Annotated in this window: 27 protein-coding genes; 17 read left to right on the forward strand and 10 right to left on the reverse strand. The window is 67.2% G+C overall.

Features of this window, described 5'->3' with window-relative positions; genetic code table 11:
• Positions 1-71 precede the first annotated feature (71 nt).
• The 3 genes from AC5W7N_RS15295 to AC5W7N_RS15305 all read right to left on the reverse strand — a co-directional run bounded on the left by AC5W7N_RS15295 (position 72) and on the right by AC5W7N_RS15305 (position 1,089).
• Entirely contained in the window at positions 72-275 is a 204-nt protein-coding gene (locus tag AC5W7N_RS15295) for a hypothetical protein (protein ID WP_163811442.1), read from the reverse strand.
• 34 nt (positions 276-309) lie between these two features.
• The gene (locus tag AC5W7N_RS15300) at positions 310-465 is read right to left on the reverse strand and encodes a hypothetical protein (protein WP_085996257.1); all 156 of its coding nucleotides are present in this window, start codon (positions 463-465) and stop codon (positions 310-312) included.
• Between the two features lie 186 nt (positions 466-651).
• On the reverse strand, positions 652-1,089 hold the full coding sequence (locus tag AC5W7N_RS15305) for a MarR family winged helix-turn-helix transcriptional regulator (protein WP_490724818.1): 438 nt from the start codon (positions 1,087-1,089) through the stop codon (positions 652-654).
• A 51-nt stretch (positions 1,090-1,140) separates the two neighbouring features.
• On the opposite strand from AC5W7N_RS15305, the gene AC5W7N_RS15310 reads away from it, so the two are divergent.
• Both AC5W7N_RS15310 and AC5W7N_RS15315 read left to right on the forward strand, forming a co-directional pair.
• Positions 1,141-1,758 (forward strand): TIGR03086 family metal-binding protein, encoded by a 618-nt coding sequence (locus tag AC5W7N_RS15310; protein ID WP_490724817.1) that lies wholly within the window; start codon positions 1,141-1,143, stop codon positions 1,756-1,758.
• A gap of 187 nt (positions 1,759-1,945) precedes the next feature.
• The gene (locus tag AC5W7N_RS15315; protein ID WP_163811448.1) at positions 1,946-2,389 is read left to right on the forward strand and encodes a hypothetical protein; all 444 of its coding nucleotides are present in this window, start codon (positions 1,946-1,948) and stop codon (positions 2,387-2,389) included.
• Between the two features lie 88 nt (positions 2,390-2,477).
• On the opposite strand, the gene AC5W7N_RS15320 is transcribed toward AC5W7N_RS15315, so the two are convergent.
• The 4 genes from AC5W7N_RS15320 to AC5W7N_RS15335 form a co-directional block, all read right to left on the reverse strand.
• Entirely contained in the window at positions 2,478-3,086 is a 609-nt protein-coding gene (locus AC5W7N_RS15320; RefSeq protein ID WP_195020010.1) for a DUF305 domain-containing protein, read from the reverse strand.
• An 82-nt stretch (positions 3,087-3,168) separates the two neighbouring features.
• The gene (locus AC5W7N_RS15325; RefSeq protein ID WP_490724816.1) at positions 3,169-4,035 is read right to left on the reverse strand and encodes a hypothetical protein; all 867 of its coding nucleotides are present in this window, start codon (positions 4,033-4,035) and stop codon (positions 3,169-3,171) included.
• A gap of 44 nt (positions 4,036-4,079) precedes the next feature.
• A complete protein-coding gene (locus tag AC5W7N_RS15330; protein ID WP_163811454.1) occupies positions 4,080-4,595 on the reverse strand; it encodes an Rv2240c family protein in 516 nt (171 codons plus the stop codon).
• Between the two features lie 149 nt (positions 4,596-4,744).
• Complete coding sequence (locus AC5W7N_RS15335; protein ID WP_490724815.1) at positions 4,745-6,154, reverse strand: aminotransferase-like domain-containing protein; 1,410 nt, start codon at positions 6,152-6,154, stop codon at positions 4,745-4,747.
• On the opposite strand from AC5W7N_RS15335, the gene AC5W7N_RS15340 reads away from it, so the two are divergent.
• On the forward strand, positions 6,153-7,079 hold the full coding sequence (locus AC5W7N_RS15340) for a DMT family transporter (protein ID WP_490724814.1): 927 nt from the start codon (positions 6,153-6,155) through the stop codon (positions 7,077-7,079). The two genes, AC5W7N_RS15335 and AC5W7N_RS15340, sit on opposite strands and share 2 nt — an antisense overlap.
• Here the strand turns inward: AC5W7N_RS15340 and AC5W7N_RS15345 are convergent.
• The gene (locus AC5W7N_RS15345; RefSeq protein ID WP_490724813.1) at positions 7,076-7,678 is read right to left on the reverse strand and encodes an AMIN-like domain-containing (lipo)protein; all 603 of its coding nucleotides are present in this window, start codon (positions 7,676-7,678) and stop codon (positions 7,076-7,078) included. The genes AC5W7N_RS15340 and AC5W7N_RS15345 overlap by 4 nt on opposite strands.
• A gap of 123 nt (positions 7,679-7,801) precedes the next feature.
• Here AC5W7N_RS15345 and AC5W7N_RS15350 point away from each other — a divergent pair, with 123 nt between their 5' ends.
• Both AC5W7N_RS15350 and AC5W7N_RS15355 read left to right on the forward strand, forming a co-directional pair.
• Positions 7,802-8,953, forward strand: a complete 1,152-nt coding sequence (locus AC5W7N_RS15350) for a class I SAM-dependent methyltransferase (RefSeq protein WP_163811462.1) — start codon at positions 7,802-7,804, stop codon at positions 8,951-8,953.
• A gap of 261 nt (positions 8,954-9,214) precedes the next feature.
• On the forward strand, positions 9,215-10,621 hold the full coding sequence (locus AC5W7N_RS15355; RefSeq protein ID WP_495921734.1) for a recombinase family protein: 1,407 nt from the start codon (positions 9,215-9,217) through the stop codon (positions 10,619-10,621).
• Positions 10,622-10,669: 48 nt separating this feature from the next.
• Here AC5W7N_RS15355 and AC5W7N_RS15360 read toward each other — a convergent pair whose 3' ends face one another.
• The gene (locus AC5W7N_RS15360) at positions 10,670-11,224 is read right to left on the reverse strand and encodes a hypothetical protein (protein ID WP_495921735.1); all 555 of its coding nucleotides are present in this window, start codon (positions 11,222-11,224) and stop codon (positions 10,670-10,672) included.
• A gap of 645 nt (positions 11,225-11,869) precedes the next feature.
• Positions 11,870-12,157, reverse strand: a complete 288-nt coding sequence (locus tag AC5W7N_RS15365) for a helix-turn-helix domain-containing protein (protein ID WP_495921736.1) — start codon at positions 12,155-12,157, stop codon at positions 11,870-11,872.
• 196 nt (positions 12,158-12,353) lie between these two features.
• Between AC5W7N_RS15365 and AC5W7N_RS15370 the strand changes: the two genes are divergently transcribed.
• From AC5W7N_RS15370 to AC5W7N_RS15425, 12 genes are all read left to right on the forward strand, one after another.
• The gene (locus AC5W7N_RS15370) at positions 12,354-12,593 is read left to right on the forward strand and encodes a helix-turn-helix domain-containing protein (RefSeq protein ID WP_495921737.1); all 240 of its coding nucleotides are present in this window, start codon (positions 12,354-12,356) and stop codon (positions 12,591-12,593) included.
• A 44-nt stretch (positions 12,594-12,637) separates the two neighbouring features.
• A complete protein-coding gene (locus tag AC5W7N_RS15375) occupies positions 12,638-12,790 on the forward strand; it encodes a hypothetical protein (RefSeq protein ID WP_495921738.1) in 153 nt (50 codons plus the stop codon).
• Complete coding sequence (locus AC5W7N_RS15380; protein ID WP_495921739.1) at positions 12,787-12,951, forward strand: hypothetical protein; 165 nt, start codon at positions 12,787-12,789, stop codon at positions 12,949-12,951. The genes AC5W7N_RS15375 and AC5W7N_RS15380 overlap by 4 nt, the downstream gene beginning before the upstream one ends.
• 251 nt (positions 12,952-13,202) lie before the next feature.
• On the forward strand, positions 13,203-13,655 hold the full coding sequence (locus tag AC5W7N_RS15385; RefSeq protein WP_495921740.1) for a hypothetical protein: 453 nt from the start codon (positions 13,203-13,205) through the stop codon (positions 13,653-13,655).
• Positions 13,652-14,008 (forward strand): hypothetical protein, encoded by a 357-nt coding sequence (locus AC5W7N_RS15390; RefSeq protein ID WP_495921741.1) that lies wholly within the window; start codon positions 13,652-13,654, stop codon positions 14,006-14,008. The genes AC5W7N_RS15385 and AC5W7N_RS15390 overlap by 4 nt, the downstream gene beginning before the upstream one ends.
• A complete protein-coding gene (locus tag AC5W7N_RS15395) occupies positions 14,008-14,484 on the forward strand; it encodes a hypothetical protein (protein ID WP_495921742.1) in 477 nt (158 codons plus the stop codon). The genes AC5W7N_RS15390 and AC5W7N_RS15395 overlap by 1 nt, the downstream gene beginning before the upstream one ends.
• Positions 14,485-14,495: 11 nt before the next feature.
• Entirely contained in the window at positions 14,496-14,777 is a 282-nt protein-coding gene (locus AC5W7N_RS15400) for a WhiB family transcriptional regulator (RefSeq protein WP_495924128.1), read from the forward strand.
• Positions 14,729-15,100, forward strand: coding sequence for a hypothetical protein (locus AC5W7N_RS15405; RefSeq protein ID WP_495924260.1), 372 nt, complete (start codon positions 14,729-14,731; stop codon positions 15,098-15,100). The genes AC5W7N_RS15400 and AC5W7N_RS15405 overlap by 49 nt, the downstream gene beginning before the upstream one ends.
• Positions 15,094-15,297 (forward strand): hypothetical protein, encoded by a 204-nt coding sequence (locus AC5W7N_RS15410; RefSeq protein WP_495921743.1) that lies wholly within the window; start codon positions 15,094-15,096, stop codon positions 15,295-15,297. The genes AC5W7N_RS15405 and AC5W7N_RS15410 overlap by 7 nt, the downstream gene beginning before the upstream one ends.
• Positions 15,294-15,851, forward strand: a complete 558-nt coding sequence (locus AC5W7N_RS15415; RefSeq protein ID WP_495921744.1) for a WhiB family transcriptional regulator — start codon at positions 15,294-15,296, stop codon at positions 15,849-15,851. Before AC5W7N_RS15410 ends, AC5W7N_RS15415 begins: the two co-directional genes overlap by 4 nt.
• On the forward strand, positions 15,848-16,675 hold the full coding sequence (locus AC5W7N_RS15420; protein ID WP_495921745.1) for a PD-(D/E)XK nuclease-like domain-containing protein: 828 nt from the start codon (positions 15,848-15,850) through the stop codon (positions 16,673-16,675). Before AC5W7N_RS15415 ends, AC5W7N_RS15420 begins: the two co-directional genes overlap by 4 nt.
• Entirely contained in the window at positions 16,672-17,937 is a 1,266-nt protein-coding gene (locus tag AC5W7N_RS15425; protein ID WP_495921746.1) for a hypothetical protein, read from the forward strand. The genes AC5W7N_RS15420 and AC5W7N_RS15425 overlap by 4 nt, the downstream gene beginning before the upstream one ends.
• Positions 17,938-18,145 lie beyond the last annotated feature (208 nt).

Consider the following 18,145-nt stretch of genomic DNA (forward strand, 5'->3'; position numbering starts at 1 on the left):
TGGCCACGGGTCGTGCCCACATCGGCCGCCCGGATGATCTACACCGCGCGCGGATCAGCCGGGAGAATGACTCACGGGCTCGGTTGCGGGAGCTTGCAATCGTTGACCTTGGGGTTGACGCCGGCATAGTTCAACGGGCCGGCGATAACGGTCACCGCGACGGTCCCGACGCTCGCGCAATTCTGTTCCCGGTCGGTGAAATAGCCGCGTTGTACGGCCGCGATGGCGCCGATGAGCAACCATACGACTGCCACGATCGTCACTAGGCGTCGCATTCCGCCCTCCTCTGACTGGTGTGTCGGGCGTGAATCAGTAGTAGTGGCGCCTGCCCGCGACGGGTCGGCCGACGCTACCGAGTAGCAACAGCACCGCGCCGATGATCAGGATGACGACGCCGAGCATGGTGATCGCGGAAACGTCGAAAATCAGTCCGGCAATGAGGAGTACGGCTCCGATAATGATCATGAGGTGGATCCGATCAGGTGTAGCGATGACGGTGCAGGCCGGTTGGTGGACCTGCCGTCGTACTAAGTAGACGCCCGAAATGCCGTATTCGCAAGGGACGGAACGCCGTGAGGGTTCGCAGACCGTGCCGGATTGCGATCCGGTCACGTGCCGGGGTGCTTTTCGATGCGAACTGGCAAAGCGGGGTTACGGACCGCCCGTGCTCCCGGACCGACGTTCGGAGAGCTGTTGCAGGGCACGAAGAAAACCGCGGCGATCATCGGCCGAGAGGGAGGACAGGAGTTCGGCCTCCTGCTGCTGGATGGCGGCCTGCGTGCGGTCGCGAAGTTCCCGTCCGGCGGGGGTGAGCGATAGCAGGCGGGCGCGGCGATCGGCCGGGTCCGGGAGGCGGGTGATCAGGCCGCGTTCCTGGAGATCGTCGAGGGTGGGGATGATGCGGGTCTTGTCGGCGCCGATGGCCTGGGCGAGGGCCGATTGGGTGCGAACCGGAGATTCCTCGAGGCCGAGCAATACGCCGTAGGCCCACATGGTGAGGCCGTGTGATTCCAGGATCGGGCGTTCGATGGCCATCAAGGTGCGGCCGAGCGGCACGATCATCGCTGCTAGGTCGGGTCGGTCCGGCATGGGAAAAAGATACCTCTGGGCAAATGATAAGCGTGCACCTACGATATGTGCATGCCTACTGATATTCGCGAACAACATCGAGAGTCCGTCCGACTGTGTCGTGATGCCGTCGCACGAGTCGCGCCGCATCGGCTCGCCGACTCGACGCCCTGTGCGGAATGGGATCTCCGCGACCTGCTGCATCACATCGCCGTGCAGAACCGCGGATTCGCCGCCGCGGCCGCCGGCCACGGCAGCGAATACGACTGGTGGACCGGGGAATTCGCCGAGGATCCGATCGCCGACTGCCTGACCTCCTGCGATGAGGTCGTCACCGCTTTCGCCGCCGACGACGCGCTCGACCGCCACTGGTCCCTGCCCGACGTCACCACCGAGACCGCCATCCCCGGCAGTACCGCGATCAACTTCCACCTCTTGGACTCGGTGGTCCACGCATGGGACGTCGCCCGCGCGATCGGGGAGCACATCGAGATCAATCCGGAGCTGGCGGCGGTCGCGCTGCGGATCGCCGAAAAAGTGCCCACCGGCTCGAGTCGCCTCGAACCCGGCGCGGCGTTCGGTCCGGCCATGCCGACCGTGGCGCAGGAGTCGCGCCTGGATCGGATGTTGCGCTTGCTGGGCAGGTCACCGGCGTGGCCGGAGGTCGATGTGGCCGCACCGGCACCGTGACCGCACTGTGCTCGTCGCGGGTGGGCTTCGCGTGTGCCTGCCCGCCGGTGCCGTCGAGATTCAGCATGATCGGGCCGCACTCGCTCGTCATCGAGACGAACCGGTGATCAAAAACGAGCACATTATTGCGTTCAGGGGGCAATACTCGGGACGAATGGCCGATTCCCGCGCGAATAGGAGGACAGTGGTGAACATCGTGATCCGATCCGTCGCCGGTGCCCTGGCCGCGATCGCGCTGGCCCTCGGTTTCGTGATCGGCGGTTCCGGCCCCGCGGTGGCGCAGCCGACCACCGTCTTCCCGGTGCCCGTGGTGTTCAACTACTCCTACGATCTGTCGCCCTCGGTCGGCGTGGTGCATGTGGCGGCGACGCCGACCGGGGCGCCCGGCGAAACGGCCCTCTCGGTCGACGATCCCATTTTCTCGCTCATCCCGTTCTCACCGACCGTGCAGGTGAACTGGCGCAACTGGAACACCGGCGCGAACGGCACCATCGAACTGCCCACCACGACCAGCTCGACGGGCAAGCCGAAGCCGGTGGTCGTCACCACCGGCACCGGCCTGGTCACCGCCACCGTCTTCGCCACCAGCGGCAATATCGTCCCTGGTTTCGGCGCCTTCCAGACGCCCTAGGGCTGGATCGGCGGCGTTCGGTCAGTGCCCTCGCCGATGGCCGGTGGCGGGCGGTACTCGGCCCGCCACCGACCCTCGGCGACCGGCCTCAGTTCTGGCCGAGCATCTGCCGCATCTGATCGATCTCGGCCTGCTGGGCGGCGACGATGCTCGTGGCCAGAGCCTTGGTGTCGGGGTTGACGCCCTCGGCCAGCACCGTGTTCGCCATGTCGATGGCGCCGATGTGGTGCTCGATCATCATCTGCATCCACTGCCGGTCGAACTCGGCTCCGGTGGCGTTCTCCAGCGCCGTCATCTGCTCGGGGGTCATCATGCCCGGCATATCGTGCCCACCGTGACCGCCGTGCTCACCGGCGTTCGGCGCGGGCTGGCCGAAGCTCTCGAGCAGCGTGGTGATCTGCTGCATCTCCGGTGCCTGCGCCGCCTCGACCGCGGCGGCCAACGCCAGCAGCTGCGGGTTCTGGGTGCGGCTCGGCACCATCTTCGCCATGTCGACGGCCTGCGCGTGATGCGGGTACATCATCTGCAAGAACGTGACGTCGGCGGCGTTGAAGTCGGTGCGTGTGCTCGCGCTGGTGCTGGCCGCCGCGCTGGTCGTGGTCTCGGTGGCGGTGGTCGAATCGTCGCTGCATCCGGCGACGGTGAGGGCGGTCGCGGCGACGGCGGCGATCAGGAAACGGGTACGGGTGATGAACATGTCTGTGCTCCTGGGGAATTGCGAGGGAATGCGGGCAGGCCGAGTCGCGCCCCCGGCCTGGTGACCAGGGCGCGACGGCCCATCAGATCCGCAGAATCGACAATTCCGCGAGCGTCGGCATGGTCCACGGCGGTGGACGTTCGCGCCGAGCGGGACGGTGGCCGCGGAGGATTCCGGAGCCGTCCACGGGCTGAAACGCCAACCGGAACAACAGCACAAGCCCGATCGCCAGACCGAGCATCGAGAGGATGAACACGCAGCCGTGCATCCCACCGTGCACCCCGCAGTCACCGCAATCCTGCTCGTGCCCGCCGATGCGGTCGGCGGATAGCAGCGGGGCCACGAATGTGCCCGTGAACAGGTCACTTTCGGGCTGATCGGGCTGCGCGACCAGGGGGCCTCGAGGGTGATCGGCGAGCATGCGTACATCGCTGTCGGACCGAGCTGCACCCGTGAGCGGATTGCTTTCGGACCGATCAGGCTGCGCGAGTACGGAGCTTCGAGGGTGATCGGCCGGTTCGCGTACATCACCGCCGGACCGAACTGCACCCGTGGGCGGGTCGCTTCGGGACCGATGAGCATGCGTGAGCGACCCGTTGCCGGACCGATCCGCGTGCACATCACCGGCAGACGCGGCAGCCGATTGTGCACTGTGCGCGGGATTTTCGAACCCTGCTGCCGGGAAGCCCTGCGGCGCAGCGGCGGTCACGGCAGCGGGTGGGGCGGTGACGAGCGTGGGTGCAGCCGCACCTATCGCCGGCGTGGAGGCGTGCGCAGCGCGGCTCTCGTGCGGATGATCCGCGGCTCCGGCCGACGCACCGTGATCGGCCCACGCATGCCCGAAATCGAACACTCCGACGTGCATGCCGACGATCCCACTCAGCAGCGCGATCAGCGCGAACAGCCGGGCGAGCCCCGGCAGGCGCGAAGTCGGATGCTGGTCGGTCACGGGCCCCAGTCTAGTGGGGCGCGGACAATACCCCGGCGAGGTACTTACTCGTAGTCGTCGCAGGCGTCGACCGCGGCGTTCTTGGTGGTGTTGAAGGTGTCGATGTGGTCGTTCATGAGGTCGGTCGGCGCATTCGTCTTCAGCATGTCGGCCAGCTTCTTGCTGTCGTCGCGCCAGTCCCGCAACGCCTGGGCGACGCCGGAGGGGACGTTCTTGACCAGCTTGCGGTCGACGTCGTTCGCGCCGTCGCGCAGCGCCGTCTCGGCGTCGGCGGCCTTGGCGGCGGTGTCGGGCGCATCGTTGTTGCTGGCATCGATGTAGGCGTTGAACTTGCGCACGGCGTTGCCGTTGGCGTCGCTGAACGCATCGCAGGCGGTGGTCGCCGCGGATGTGGCGGCCGCCGACGACGACGCTGCCGCCATCGAGGTGTAGGTGGCCAGATCGGCCTGGTTGACCTGGGCAGTGCCGGAGACGCTGTTCGAACAGGCGCTCACCAGAACGAGTCCGCCCGCCAGCGCCACCGCGGCGGCGGCAAGGCTCATGCGCTCGTAGCGTCGCATCGGTCTTTCTCCCCTCGCGGATGCCGGCCGCCCCGTGTCTTCGCGGAGACAGACATTGCCGGCATCTGACCGTAAGTCCTCATGACCGTACTGGGTCGTTACCGCCGATGGCCAAGCGTGGCGCGAACGTTGGCGAACCGATACCCCGGCTAGCCCTGTCGCGCCAGCGCCCGCCCGATCACCCGTGCCCCGTCCGGGAAGGCGCCGGGATTCGGGCCGGAGTAGTTGAGCCGCAGATACGGTCCGGTCGGCTCGGCGGGGAACCATTCGTCGCCGGCCGCCACGCTGACGCCCTCCGTCTCACAGTCGCGTACCAGCCGGGCCAGGTCGGTGGCATCGGGCAACCGCACCCACAGGTTCAATCCGCCCTCGGGAACGGCCGTCACATGCGCGCCGGGCGCGTGTTCGCGCAATGCTTCCACGAGCAGGTCGCGGCGAACTGCGAGCTGCTGGCGCACCGTCCGCAGATGGCGCCGCCATGCCGGTTGCGTGACGACGTCGAGCGCGACCGACTGCAACAACCCGCTCACATACATCGATTCCGCCTGAGTATCGGCGAGGATGCGTTCACGCGCTGGTCCACGCGCGATGATCGCGGCGACCCGCACCGCGGGGGACACGCTTTTGGTGAGTGAACGCAGATAGACCACATGCCCGGCGTCGTCACGCGCGGCGACGGGCACCGAATCGGCGGTGATGCCGAAATCGTGCGCCCAATCGTCTTCGATCAGGAACGCCCCGTGCCCGCGCACGATCTCGAGCACCCGCTCTGCGACCTCCGGCGACCAGCGCGCACCGGTGGGGTTGGCGAAGTTGGGCTGAGCGTAGAAAGCGCGGGCTCCGGTGCGCCGGAAGGCGCGGTCCAGTTCCTCGGGGTCGGGGCCGTCGCTGCCGCTGGGCACCGGCACGACCGGGATGCCGGCCTGACCCGCGGCGAGCATGGCTCCCCAATACGTGGGCGATTCGATCAGCAGCGGCCCGCGCGCGCCGGCCAGCGCGCGGAAGGCGCTTCCGAGGCCGCTCTGGCTTCCCGGGGTGATGATGGCGTCATTGAGCGCGGGCGGTGTGACGCCGACCGGTACGGCCGCCCCGAGTTCGGCAGCGAACCACGCCTGGAGTTCCGCGAACCCGGCGACGGGCGGCCGCGACATCGTCGCCGTGCTGCGCGCCGCACGGGAGAGCGCGGCCCGGACCAGCCGATCGGGTAGCAGTTCCCGGTCCGGATAACCCGAATGCAGGGCGATCGCGTCACTGGGTGCGGTGCGCAACGCGGCGGCGAGCTGTGGTGCACGAGCGATCGGCGAGCCGAGCGCAGCCGTCTGCCAGCCGTAGTCATGCGGGCGGGCCACCCGCGCGCCCTGGACAAAAGTGCCTATACCCGGCCGTGTTTCGATCATGCCCTGCGCTGAGAGGGTTCGTAGCGCCTTCTGCACCGTCACCGGACTCGCGCCGTACTGCGCCACCAGCGCCCGCGTCGACGGCAGCTTCGCGCCCGGTGTCGCGGTGGCGATCCACGCGCGGAGGTCGGCGACAATGCGGGAGCTGCTATCGTTGAACATGAGAGTCCAGAGTAGCGCTATTGTCGATTCGCGCCCACCGCTACCGAGTGGGTCCGGCATCCGCTGGGGGCTTCTCGGCGTAGCCGCCTTCTCCTTCACCGTCCCCTTCACGCGAGTGGCCGTCGACGACGGCGGGATCTCGCCGCTGTTCGTGGGAGCGGGCCGGGCCGTCATCGCCGCACTCCTCGCCGCCATCGCATTGGTCGTCACCGAGCAGCCCTTGCCCCGCGGACGCCGGTGGATTCGGATCGCGGTCGTGGCAGGCGGCGTCGTGATCGGCTTCCCGCTGCTGACCTCTTACGCGCTCACCACCGCGCCCGCGGGCCACAGTGCGGTGGTGATCGCCGTGCTGCCCGCCGCGACCGCGGTCACGGCGATCTTACGCGGTCACGAACGACCGCCGCGGGCCTTCTGGTACGCGGCGGCGCTCGGCGCTGTCGCCGCCCTCGTCTTCGCCGCCCTGCAAGGCGGCGGATTCGGGGTACCGCACTGGTCGGATCTGCTGCTCTTCGGCGCGGTCGCGGCCGCCGCGATCGGCTATGCCGAAGGCGGGCTGCTGGCCAGGGAACTCGGCGCATGGCAGACGGTCTCGTGGGCCCTCGTGCTGGCCGCGCCGCTGATGATCCTGTTGACCGCACTTTCGATCGCACACGATCCACCGAGCGGCACGGTGACCGAATGGTCCGCTTTCGCCTACCTCGCGGTGGTGAGCATGTACCTGGGTTTCTTCGCCTGGTACCGCGGGCTCGCGATCGGCCCGATGTCGCAGGTCAGCCAGATTCAGCTGGTACAGCCGGTGCTGACGATCGGCTGGGCCGCGTTGCTGCTCGGTGAACAACTCACCTTGCCGACGGTGCTCGGCGGGCTCGTCGTCATCGGCTGCGCCGCACTGGCCGTACGGACACGGCTCGGACGGGCCGGCTAGGACGTGGCGATATCGATGACCAGCCTGGTCGGGTTGCTCAGTGTGCTCACCGAGAACGCGGGCCGCTCGCCGTTGACGCCGATGAACGACTGGGTGACGCCCTCGAAGACGATCGTGCGATACACCCCGGCAACGGCGGGCGCGGACGGCTCGATCACCGGGTCCGGCCCCGAGTAGGGCTCGACGCCGCTGTCGAACGGGTAGACCGAGCCGGTGATCCGCACTTCCAGGACGGATTGCCCCGCGACATCGATGGCGGTGCCGCTGCCGTCCTGCACCGCCTGGTCGACGTATTCGACGTCCCAGCCGGGCGTGCCGGTGCCGCCGAGCTCGTAGACGACCCGGTCGAACCCCTCGTGGTGGCCGACGCTGATGTCGGTGACGGTGAGCGCGGCGTCGCCGGAGGCCTGGGCACGCTTGGGTGCGGCGTCGGCCGGGGCGTCGGGGGCTTCCGGGGGAGCCACGGTGGTGGTGCGCTCCGCGGCCGAGGTGCCAGGGGAGTCGACGACGGTGGCGGGGGTCGGTTCGTCGTCGCCGCAGGCCGCCGCGAATCCGAGGACACCGAGGGCAACCAGGCCGACCACCAGCTTGTTACGCATGTGGCAAATGTTACCCATCATTGCCCGCTCGCACGGGGTATTCGGCCGGGGTGTTCGCCTGTCGAAACCGGCCCGAATCGGGGCAGATGTGCTTGCCGGGCAACGATCTAGCACACTTGACGGGTGCTGAATGTGGAGGATCTGCTGGGGCGGCTGCGCCGGTATCCGGATGTGGAGGCGCCGAACCTGTATGCCGTCGATGCCGCTGATCGGTTGATTCTCGATGTCGCGGCCGAGGCCTTGGCCGCCGCGGATAGCGGGGAAGTTGCCATTATCGGCGACAGCTACGGCGCCCTCACCCTCGGCGCCGCCGCCACACACGACCTGCGCGGTTTACGCGTGCACCAGGATCTGCTCACCGGCGAACTCGCCCTCGCCGCCAACGCCCGCGCCCTCGGCCTCGCCGACCGCTACACCGCGCACGCCCTCGACGCCGAACTGCTCAAAGGCGTGCGTGTGGTCCTGCTGCGCTTGCCGCGCGTCCTGGCGGGGCTCAGCGAGATCGCCGACACCATCGCCCGATTCGCCGAACCCGACGTCAAGGTGTTCGCCGGCGGTCGCGACAAATACCTCACCACCACGATGAACGAAGTCCTCGGCGAATCCTTCACCGAGGTGCGGGCCAGCCGCGGCCGCCAGAAATCGCGCATGCTGCTGGTCAGTGGCCCGAAACAGCTGGGCGAGCCGCCATTTCCGGTGCGCGAGCATCTCGGTGAACTCGATATCGATGTCGTCGCGCACGGTGCCGCTTTCTCCGGCGCTCGCCTCGATATCGGCACCCGTTTCCTGCTCGAGCACATGAAGACGATGAAGCCCGACGCACGCACCGCCATCGACCTCGGCTGTGGCACCGGCATCCTGGCCGTGGCGCTCGCCAAGGCCAGGCCCCGGCTGGAGGTGATCGGCACCGATCAGTCCGCCGCCGCGGTGGCCTCCGCCATGGCCACGGTCGCCGCCAACGACGTCGCCGACCGGGTGACGGTGGTGCGCGACGACGCGATGTCCAGCGCCCCGGACAACAGCGCCGACCTGGTGCTGTGTAATCCGCCGTTCCACGTCGGCGCCGCGGTGCACACCGGGTCGGCGATCAAGATGTTCAGCCAGACCGGGCGGGTGCTGCGGCCCGGTGGGGAACTCTGGACCGTCTACAACTCCCATCTCAATTACCGGGGTGTGGTGGAGCGGATGGTCGGGCGCACCGACGTCATCGGGCGCAACCGCAAATTCACCGTCACCAGGTCGGTGTGTGGCCTGCACGATGCCCAAGAACGGTAGAGTCCGATTTGTCGGTCTTTGCCGCAACGCCGAGTCGCCGTCCGGGAACTCGACGCCGGCGACGAACGTTGGACAGAACAAGTTGGAAATCGGGCGTAGCTCGATTCCGGCGGCCACGCATCGACGTGGGCCACGACTCCAGAAAGGGATAAACGGTGCGCGCCACAAGCAATCTGGTGTTGCGCGAAGCACTCGATTCGGTAGGCTAGCCGCACCCGTCGACCGTTGTCCAGTGGACGGCCGACATCCGCGAGGAAAGGTGTGCGCGTGACGATTCGGTGCGGTGTTTATCTGCGTCAGTCGGATGATGCTGAGGATGACGAGCTGGCCATCGATCGTCAGTGGAAAGAGATCATCGCGAAGATCATCGAGCCCCGAGGATGGGAGCCGGTTCGGTATTGCGACAACGACCGGACCGCCGTCGGTGAGAAGCGGAAATTGCCTGAGCGGGACCGGATGCTGCGTGACGTGGAATCCGGAGATCTGCAAGCGATGGCGGCATGGGATTGTGACCGCCTGTATCGCGAGCCGATTGACCTCGAGCACATCATCGCTGTCGCGGACAAGCATCACACCCTCCTCGCGACCGTCACGGGCGACATCGATCTCGGCACCGACAATGGTCGGCTGTTCGCCCGGATCAAAGGCGCGGTAGCGAAGGCGGAAACCGAACGTCGCAGCGCACGTCAGAAGTCGAAGTACCGGCAGCTCGCAGAGTCGGGCGGGAACTACTCGTCGCGCCGGTCGTTCGGTCGACACCCGGATGGATCGCTGAATGCAGCGGAGGCGGCAGCGCTGGCGGAAGCGTATGAGCTGGTGCTCACGGGTCATTCGCTGAACGGGATTCTGACGGACTGGAACCGGCGTGGCATCAAAACGACGCTGGGCAATAGGTGGAACTCGCCGACACAGCTGTCGAAGATCTTGAAGAACCCGCGCAACGCTGGCTGGAAGAGCTACCGCGGTCAGATTCTGGACGAGTCCGAGTTTGGATGGGAGCCGATCGTTGCGCCGGAGATGTGGCGAGCGGTCAACGACATCCTCGCCGATCCGTCGCGGAGACCGGTGGACGTGGCGCGAAAGTACCAGATGTCTGGCTTGGCGTTGTGCAGCGAATGCAAGGCCGACGACGTGCGGTCGACGGTGAAAGCGGCCATGACCTCGACGAGGAGAGAACCGATTTACCGGTGTCGTACGTGCTTCCGCGTTACGCGCCTGACGGAACATGTTGACGACCACATCACGCGACTAGTCATCGCGCGGCTATCGCAGCCGGACGCGGCGGAGTTGCTGATCGATCAGAAGCACCCGGACCTGGATGCGCGGCGAGCTGAGTCGGTTGCGTTGCGCGAGCGCTTGAAGTCGCTGGCGGCTGCCTTTGCGGATGGTGACATCGATGGCGATCAGTTGAAGTTCGCGTCGAAGCGAATTAAGGACCGTCTCAAGTCGATCGACATGGCGATCGAGGATGCGAATCGGTCGCGGTTGTTCAAGGGCATCACTGGTGACGACGCGAAGAAATTCCCCGGTCTGCACCTTGACCGTCGGAGGGCCGTGATCGGTTCGCTGATGACGGTGACCCTGCATCGCCGTAGTCTGCGGCTGCCGTTCACCTCCGACTCGATCGAGATCGATTGGACGCCGTTGGCGGATCCCGCCACAGCATGAGTTCACGGGCTGCCGCTGGCATCTGCAGCGGCAGCCGGGCTGTGGACGCTAGTCGACGAGGGGGATGCGGTGTGTTTCCGGGGGTGTGCGGCTGTCCCAGATGTCGGCCATCAGTAGCGATGACGCTGGGTTGGAGACGTCGACGAGCACCCAGCCGCGGTATTTCGCGTTGGGTGTCGGGTCGCTGGTGAAGTGCTCTCGGTCGGCGATGCAGGTTTCACTGGGCGCCGGCGTCGACTTGGTGTATCCGTCGGGTGTCAGCTCGTCGAACCACGCGTTGGAGATGTACTTGACGGGCGGGTTGGCGGTCGTCTGGACGTCCAGCAGCAGCGCGACATTCGTGCCTTGCGGTGGTGTGGGCGTGCCGTAGGCGGTCGAGCATGTCGGGTCGATCTCGATATCGACGACGGTGACTGTCGCGGTCGGTCCGTCCTGGTTGCTGATCTGGAACGGCTGCCCGATCACGACGTCGATGTACCCACTGTCGGCGGCCGGCGCCGTGGCGCCCTCCTTCGGAAGGGGTTCCGACTCGCCTGAGGAACATCCGGCCAGTACCACACCTGCGGCGATGGCGATGGCCATCGCGCCCCCTGCTCTGTTCATCTATGCCCCTTGGTCCGATGGGTCTGTGTAGGCGATCGATCGAAGATCGGGTTGCCCGGGGGCATCGTTACTTGCATCGCGACTGCATTGCCCGAATTCTGCTGGGGGAGTTGCCCGCTGGAAACATGCGCGAATCGCAGCTGCCGAGCGAGCGTTACTCGGTGGTAGCGAGAACCGTACGCATCGGTTTGGAAACGTCGCGTAACGGTCGGGAATACCTCGGACGATTTTCCTCCAATCAGCTCGCACGCCTGTTCGACCGGCGATATGCTGCAACCTGTAACTACAGACCTAGCAGCAGTTTTCGGGGTCGGGCCGGGATTGCGGAAGGTTGGCTGATGTGGGAAGTGGGTTCGCCGACGCCAGAGATTCGCTTTCGCCGAACGATTCGCCGCTCGAGGTGGCTGGGATCGTTTTCTCTGAACCCGCGGGTACGCCAATGCATTCTGGGGAATGGCTGACCATCGGGTCGGTCATTGTCGACGGCGATCACGTCGAGGTCGTCCCACGACGGGGGATTGAACCCAGGCACCAGCGCCGGTTGATGGCTGCCGCGGTCGAGGCGTGGCTGCACGGTCCCGGTGCGCTCGGGACATGGCGGTATGAGCAGCCGCTCGGGTGGTTGGCCGGTGTGCGTGTGCGGTGTCAGTCCGATCGCCGGCGTTTTCGGTCGACTAGCTCGGCAACGTGCTCGTCGGGTTCGCGTGCCCATGTGGTGTGGTCTGGATCGAGCGTCCCGTCTGGACGGTAGACGTCGCCGAGTCGTGTGCGCCAGTTTCGGATGGCGTCCCCGACGAGGCTGTCGGCGTCCACGTCCAGGGCCTCGGCGATGGCGTTGAGTTGTTCGAGGTCAATCGCTGACTTCAGCCCCAACATCGACGAAACGGTGCCTTTCGGGATTCCGGTCGCCCGGCTCAGGTCGACCTGCTTCATATTCAAAGTCCCCATCCGGGAACGGATCTCGGCCGCGACAGCTTCTGTGAGCCACCCGGTACCCCGTGCGTTCGTTGGCATGCTCTAAGTCTAGTTTCCATATGGAGACTGCCACAACTGGCAGGTCCATGCCGTCGGTGGGAATCGCTGTCGCTAAGTGGTTGCCGAAGTCTCCATATGGCGCTACTGTCGCCATATGGAGACAGCCCAAACGTGGTGGCAGCGGGTCGCCCAGCGTGTCCGTTCGGAGATCAGTCGCTCGGGAATGACCGAACAGCGGGTCAGCATCGAGTCCGGCATTGCGAACGTGACCCTGAGCCGCAAGCTCAATGGCCGCTACCCCTTTTCACTTTCTGACCTGGAGAACATCGCCGACGTCCTCGACGTGTCGCCCGGTGTGTTCCTCTCCGATGAGCACGTCCAGGCGCAGCCATGAGGCACTCGCCCTGCGAAGACCCGGGGGCGTCGGTTGCCCGGCGGGTGCGGAACCTTCCCAGCGAACTGTCGTACGAGGAGATGCGGGACGCCTGGATCGCTGATCAGATCGCCAAGGCCCCGCCACTCACCGAATGGCAGAAGCAGGTGATCCGCACAGCGTTCTCCGAGGCGCGACGGAACGGGGCCGCAGCGTGAAGCCCGCGACCGCTTGTGCGGCGGCGCTCGCTGTGATCGTCGCCGACTGGTCGCTGTACGCCGACGGAGTGGTCAGCGCTGACGTGTTTCTGGCCGTGCTGATCGTCGCGTTGGCAGTGCTCGCCGTGTACGCGCTCCCCGCTCTCAGGGATCGGAGGTGAATCACGTGTACCTGATCGAGGCCTGGGTGCGTTCGCTGCTGCGGACCGCGCCCGCTCCCGCAACGACTTTCGAGTTCCCGGTCATGACCTGGCCGCTGTAGACACCCTCGCCGCAGGTGAAGGGGTCGTCCCTGCGCCGAGGTGCGACGCGGCCCCGGACTCCGGGGCCGCGTCTTCCAAACCACCCCGCACAGAAATCCGGCCGCCGGTGGTAGCGGCGGCCGAACAGAACGAGACAGAGGAGATCTTACGTGATCGGACTGAGTGAGTTGCGAGGGATGGCCAGCAACTACGAGAGCAGCGACCCGGAATTCGCCGGCATGCTGACCGCGATGGCGGATCGCCGGGAGCGCGCGTTCGACGAGCTCGTCTTGGCGCCGCAGCTGCACGCCATCCACCCCGATCTCCCCGACGGTCGCACTTTTGAGCAGCTGCCGCAGGAGCTGCGTGACCGCATCACCGACGCCGCAGCCGCACTCCGCGGGCGGCTCGAAGAGCTGGGGTGGAAGCGCCCGGATACCCCCGGCCGCACATGGCAACACCCCACCTGCGTGCCCGACGGCGTGGTGTTCTACGACGTCGCCGAAGGCATGACGTGGCGGCGACGCGGCGACGACGTCGTCGACCCGTCCGACTCGCACGGCCAGACCTACCGCGCGAACAGCTTCGAGGTCGGCGTCTACCGGGAGGTGCTGCCCGCATGAGCGACGCCCTCGCCCGAACGATCTGGGCCAGCCTGTGCTGCGACCCCGACGACCCGGCTGCCGACACGGTGTGGCCGCAGTTGCCCGCCGAAGTCCGGGCCCGCTACGAGTCCACCGCCGAACTGCTGCGCAAGCAGCTCACCGCGCAGCCCGCGCGGTGGACGCCCCAGCACTTCACCTCCGCGGCCGAGGTGCCTGACGGATGCCGATTCCGGCCCGTCGGCGCCGACTGCGAGTTCATCCGCGTCCACGCTCACGCACGCGCGGTCGTGCCAGCCAACAACGCGATCCGCTACAGCATCGACACCCTCGACGCCCGGTACGCCCGCGGATATGTGGAGGTGACCATCTGATGCTCGGCATCCTCAGCGTCCTGTGGCAGCTCGCCGCCGGCGCCTTCCTGCTCGCCGTCGTCGCGGGCCTGATCACCAACACAGTCCGCGACTACCGCGACCGCCGATCCGCCATGGAGGACACCATGCACGACCCCGAACAGACCCTCGTCCTGCCCGCTGCATCCGACGTCGTGGTCCTCCGCGAAGAATGCGCCGGGCACCTGAGCGTGCAGTATCACCGGCCGCATCCGAGCGGGTACGGCGGATCGGTCGAGATCGGGGTGGGGGACCACACCCGGATCGTCGTCGAATCGGTTGAGGCGCTGCAGTTTCTGCAGGAGCGACTCGCCACCCTGCGGGACCGGTGGAGCAGCGACCTCGGAAACGACCCGACACCGTCTGGTCGCCATGCCCGCGCCGCGAGCAACGGCTACCCGAACCCGCACGAGCTGCACATCGCATCGCTGATGCCGGGAGCCGGGGCGACCGCGTGACCACGGGTTCGGTGCCCCGCCCACGGCCGGGCTGGAAAGAAGACGCCGCATGCCGGGGCCACCACTCGCCGCAGTGGTGGCAGCCAGAGCGGCCGAACGATCCGGCACTCGAAGCCAAGACGGTGTGCAACGGCTGCACGGTGCGCCGCGACTGCGGCCTCACAGCAGTCCGCACCGGCGAGCGCGTGGGGGTGTGGGCGGGGTTCCGAACGGACTCGACGAAAGAACGGCGCCAGCTGCACAGGTGGCTGGGTCTGTCGACCACGAACACCAGGAACGAGACCACATCATGATCATCGACGAGCACGGCAACTGCCTGCACGACGAGGTAATAACGACCGTCACCCACTCGAGTGGCGCCACCTCCTACCACCAGGTGTGCGCGGATTGCGGCTTGCATGTCGCGGGATTCCTCTCCGACGACGCAGCCACGCGACCCGACGACTATGTGTGCCCGATCTGCTGGGGAGCTGGCTGCCCGCACTGCGGAGCCGGAGAAGTCGAACCATACGAACTCCGCGCCGCTGACACCGACGACGAGGACGACGAATTCGCCGGCGACGAATGGGATCGGGCCCGCGACCACGCGATCGATATGGCGGTGGGGGTGTGGTGACCTTCGGATGCCAGGGCTGCCCGACGTGCACGGCTGCTGACCGGGCGCAGTCGAACATCGACCGCGCCCGCGACGCCAACGTTGTCGCCGTCTGCGTCGGCTGCGGCAAGACGTTCACCACCTCGGTGGCAGACATCCTCACCCGGCGCGGCATGGCGCGCTGCTGCCCGTCACGACGGAAGCAGGACGCGTGGTGACCGAACACTTCATCGACGACTGGGAGCATCAGGCCGCGTGCGCCGGTCACCCCGACCCCGAATCGTGGTTCCCCATCGCCCAGGCCGCGGTCATCGAAGACGAACGCGCGACCTGTGAGGCCTGCCCGGTCCGGCTGCAGTGCGCTCAGGCGGCTGTCGCCGCTGGAGATTCCCACGGGATCTGGGCCGGGTTCCGGCTCGACCAGGCTGACGAGCGCACCGCGCTGCGCGACTGGATCAGCCAACAGACCCGCAAAACCGCACCGGCCGAAACCCACGTCTGCATCAACTGCGGAGCGACGTTCGAGCACACGGGCAAGATGCGGCACCGCAAATGCAAGCCGTGCTGGCTCGGCAACGTATCCCCGGAGCAAGCCCGCGACCACCTCGTCGGGCTGCTCGCCTACCTGACCCTGGCCGAGGTCGCTGACCTGACCGGCGTCGAACGGCACACCCTCGGCCGCATCGCCGACGGCCGCCAGGCCATGGTCAAACAGGCCACCGTGGACGCGATCCTGTCGGTCGAGCTGGTCGGATCGGCGGCGCCGGCATGAGCATCCCGACCGAACCCGGCCTGTACGCAGACATCCCCGACGAGGTCTACCACTCCGACCGCGACAGCCTGTCCTCGTCTGGAGCGCGGACTCTGCTGTTCGACAGTCCCAACGAATTCCGCCACGCCGAGCGCGTCGAGAAGACCGAATACGACTTCGGGCACGCTGCACACCTGTACGTGCTCGGCAAAGGCGCCCGCCTCGCGGTCGAGGACTTCCCGACTTGGCAGGCCAAGGGCGCGAAGGGGGTTCGCGAGGGGCATCGTGCGGCCGGACGAGTGCCGATCCTGAAGAAGGACGACGAGAAGGCCCGCGAGATGGCGCGCGTCGCCCTCGAGCACGACCTCGTCGGCGCCTACTTCGCCGAAGGCGAGGCCGAGCTGTCCGGGTGGTGGATCGACCCTGAATACGGGGTGTCGCTGCGGCTGCGCCTCGACTGGATCACCCGCCTGCCCGACGGTCGGCAGATCATCGTCGACTACAAGACAACGCGGTCATCAGGCCATCGCGCATTCGCCAAGTCCGCCGGCGAATACGGCTACTTCATGCAGCAGCCCTTCTATGTCGACGGGTTGCGGTGCCTCGGAATCGAGGTCGACGACTTCGTCTTCGTCTCGCAAAGCAAGTCCAAACCGTACCGGCTGACCGTCTCCCGCATCGATCCCCGCGATGTCGCCCTTGGCCATCTGCTGAACCGGCGCGCCATCGGCATCTTCGCCGACTGCATGGCCCACGACCGGTGGCCGGACGACAGCCACCTGATCAAGACCGCCTCGATCCCCGCTTACACCCGCTATCGAGCTGAGGAGCTGCTCGCATCATGACCCACCCCGACCGCTACCAGCCCACCGATTCCGCCCCGGCCACCCGCGCCGCGATCACCTCGCAGGCCACCGCCATCGAGCAATCCCGCGCGGTCGCCGAGGTCCAGGCCGCGGTGCTCGTCGCGCAGCAGCGGCCCCGCAACCGCGCCGCCGCGATCGCCGAAATGCGCGACGCGACAGCACAGATGAGCGTAGCCAGCCGCGCCTACTACCGGTACCGGCGCGGCGGCGAGAACGTCACCGGCGTCTCGATCCACCTCGCCCGGGAACTCGCCCGCTGCTGGGGGAACATCGACTACTGCATCAAGGAACTCCGCCGCGACGACGTCAAGGGGGAGTCGGAGATGCTCGCCCATGCCTGGGACATGCAAACCAACGCCCGCGCCTCGACAACGTTCATTGTGCCCCACATCCGCGACACCCGCGAAGGCGCCAGGAAGCTCACCGAGACCCGCGACATCTACGAAAACAACGCCAACGCAGGCGCCAGGCGCTTGCGTGAGCAGATCCTCGCGGTCCTGCCGTCGTGGTTTGTCGAAGAGGCCAAGGCCAACTGCGACGCCACCCTCGAAGGTGGCGGCGGCAAGCCTCTGCCACAACGCATCGCCGACGCGATCCGCGTGTACGAGCAGATCGGGGTAGGCGCCGCCCAGCTCGAGGCGAAGGTCGGGCGGACATCCGACGACTGGTCCGGACACGACGTCGGGCAGCTGGGCGTGATCTTCCAGTCGATCAAGCGCGGAGAAACGACCATCGCTGACGAGTTCCCAGCATCGGAACAGGCACCGGATGGTGGCGTTTCCGCCGAGGAGATCACCTCGGCAGGCCGCCGCAAGCGTGCACCCGCCGCGCCCGAGTCGCCAGCTATCGATGAAGCGGAAGACGCCTCGAACGAGGGGGCAAAACCGGACACACCGCAGGCCACGACGACTGACGATCCGTCGGCAGCAGAGCAGGCGGAGGCGCCGGAGGAAGCGGCCGGTGAGCCGCAACCGAAGATGGCGTCGACAACAGCCCAGCGTCGGCTGTCGAAACTGCTCGAGGAGGCCGGCCTCACCGACCGCAAGGCCAAGCTGAAGTACCTGTCCGACCAGTACGGACGCGCCATCACCTCGGCCAAGGAACTCACCGAAGACGAAGCATCCGCACTGATCGAGTTCCTCGAGCATCCCGACGGCGAGCGACTCGACACCGTGGCTGAGGCGGTCGGCCCCACCTCTGTCTCGGACGACGAAGCGCAGCTGCCGGTCGACGGGCAGTGAGCTGCCCGATGGTCGAGCACGACGACACCCAGCGCGCCGGCGAGGGCGAAGTTGTTGTTGGGCCGTGGCCCGGCAGCAGCCGCGTGCCCCCGCCGGCGCGCTGGCGTCCGCATCGCCGTCGCGGGATCCCGCGACGGGTGCCGGTCGACCGGTGGGGGACCAGGGTGCTCATGGACTGCCGCGAATGCCGGACCCCATGGGCGCCGGA

The organism is Nocardia sp. CDC519 (genome assembly GCF_059509835.1).

What these genes read in the sequence shown, in the direction of transcription:
- AC5W7N_RS15295 (WP_163811442.1), bottom strand. Translation starts at nt 275, where the DNA reads ATGCGACGCCTAGTGACGATCGTGGCAGTCGTATGGTTGCTCATCGGC.
- AC5W7N_RS15300 (WP_085996257.1), bottom strand. Translation starts at nt 465, where the DNA reads ATGATCATTATCGGAGCCGTACTCCTCATTGCCGGACTGATTTTCGAC.
- AC5W7N_RS15305 (WP_490724818.1), bottom strand. Translation starts at nt 1,089, where the DNA reads ATGCCGGACCGACCCGACCTAGCAGCGATGATCGTGCCGCTCGGCCGC.
- AC5W7N_RS15310 (WP_490724817.1), top strand. Translation starts at nt 1,141, where the DNA reads ATGCCTACTGATATTCGCGAACAACATCGAGAGTCCGTCCGACTGTGT.
- AC5W7N_RS15320 (WP_195020010.1), bottom strand. Translation starts at nt 3,086, where the DNA reads ATGTTCATCACCCGTACCCGTTTCCTGATCGCCGCCGTCGCCGCGACC.
- AC5W7N_RS15330 (WP_163811454.1), bottom strand. Translation starts at nt 4,595, where the DNA reads ATGCGACGCTACGAGCGCATGAGCCTTGCCGCCGCCGCGGTGGCGCTG.
- AC5W7N_RS15340 (WP_490724814.1), top strand. Translation starts at nt 6,153, where the DNA reads ATGAGAGTCCAGAGTAGCGCTATTGTCGATTCGCGCCCACCGCTACCG.
- AC5W7N_RS15335 (WP_490724815.1), bottom strand. Translation starts at nt 6,154, where the DNA reads ATGTTCAACGATAGCAGCTCCCGCATTGTCGCCGACCTCCGCGCGTGG.
- AC5W7N_RS15345 (WP_490724813.1), bottom strand. Translation starts at nt 7,678, where the DNA reads ATGCGTAACAAGCTGGTGGTCGGCCTGGTTGCCCTCGGTGTCCTCGGA.
- AC5W7N_RS15360 (WP_495921735.1), bottom strand. Translation starts at nt 11,224, where the DNA reads ATGAACAGAGCAGGGGGCGCGATGGCCATCGCCATCGCCGCAGGTGTG.
- AC5W7N_RS15365 (WP_495921736.1), bottom strand. Translation starts at nt 12,157, where the DNA reads ATGAAGCAGGTCGACCTGAGCCGGGCGACCGGAATCCCGAAAGGCACC.
- AC5W7N_RS15370 (WP_495921737.1), top strand. Translation starts at nt 12,354, where the DNA reads ATGGAGACAGCCCAAACGTGGTGGCAGCGGGTCGCCCAGCGTGTCCGT.
- AC5W7N_RS15390 (WP_495921741.1), top strand. Translation starts at nt 13,652, where the DNA reads ATGAGCGACGCCCTCGCCCGAACGATCTGGGCCAGCCTGTGCTGCGAC.
- AC5W7N_RS15395 (WP_495921742.1), top strand. Translation starts at nt 14,008, where the DNA reads ATGCTCGGCATCCTCAGCGTCCTGTGGCAGCTCGCCGCCGGCGCCTTC.
- AC5W7N_RS15420 (WP_495921745.1), top strand. Translation starts at nt 15,848, where the DNA reads ATGAGCATCCCGACCGAACCCGGCCTGTACGCAGACATCCCCGACGAG.
- AC5W7N_RS15425 (WP_495921746.1), top strand. Translation starts at nt 16,672, where the DNA reads ATGACCCACCCCGACCGCTACCAGCCCACCGATTCCGCCCCGGCCACC.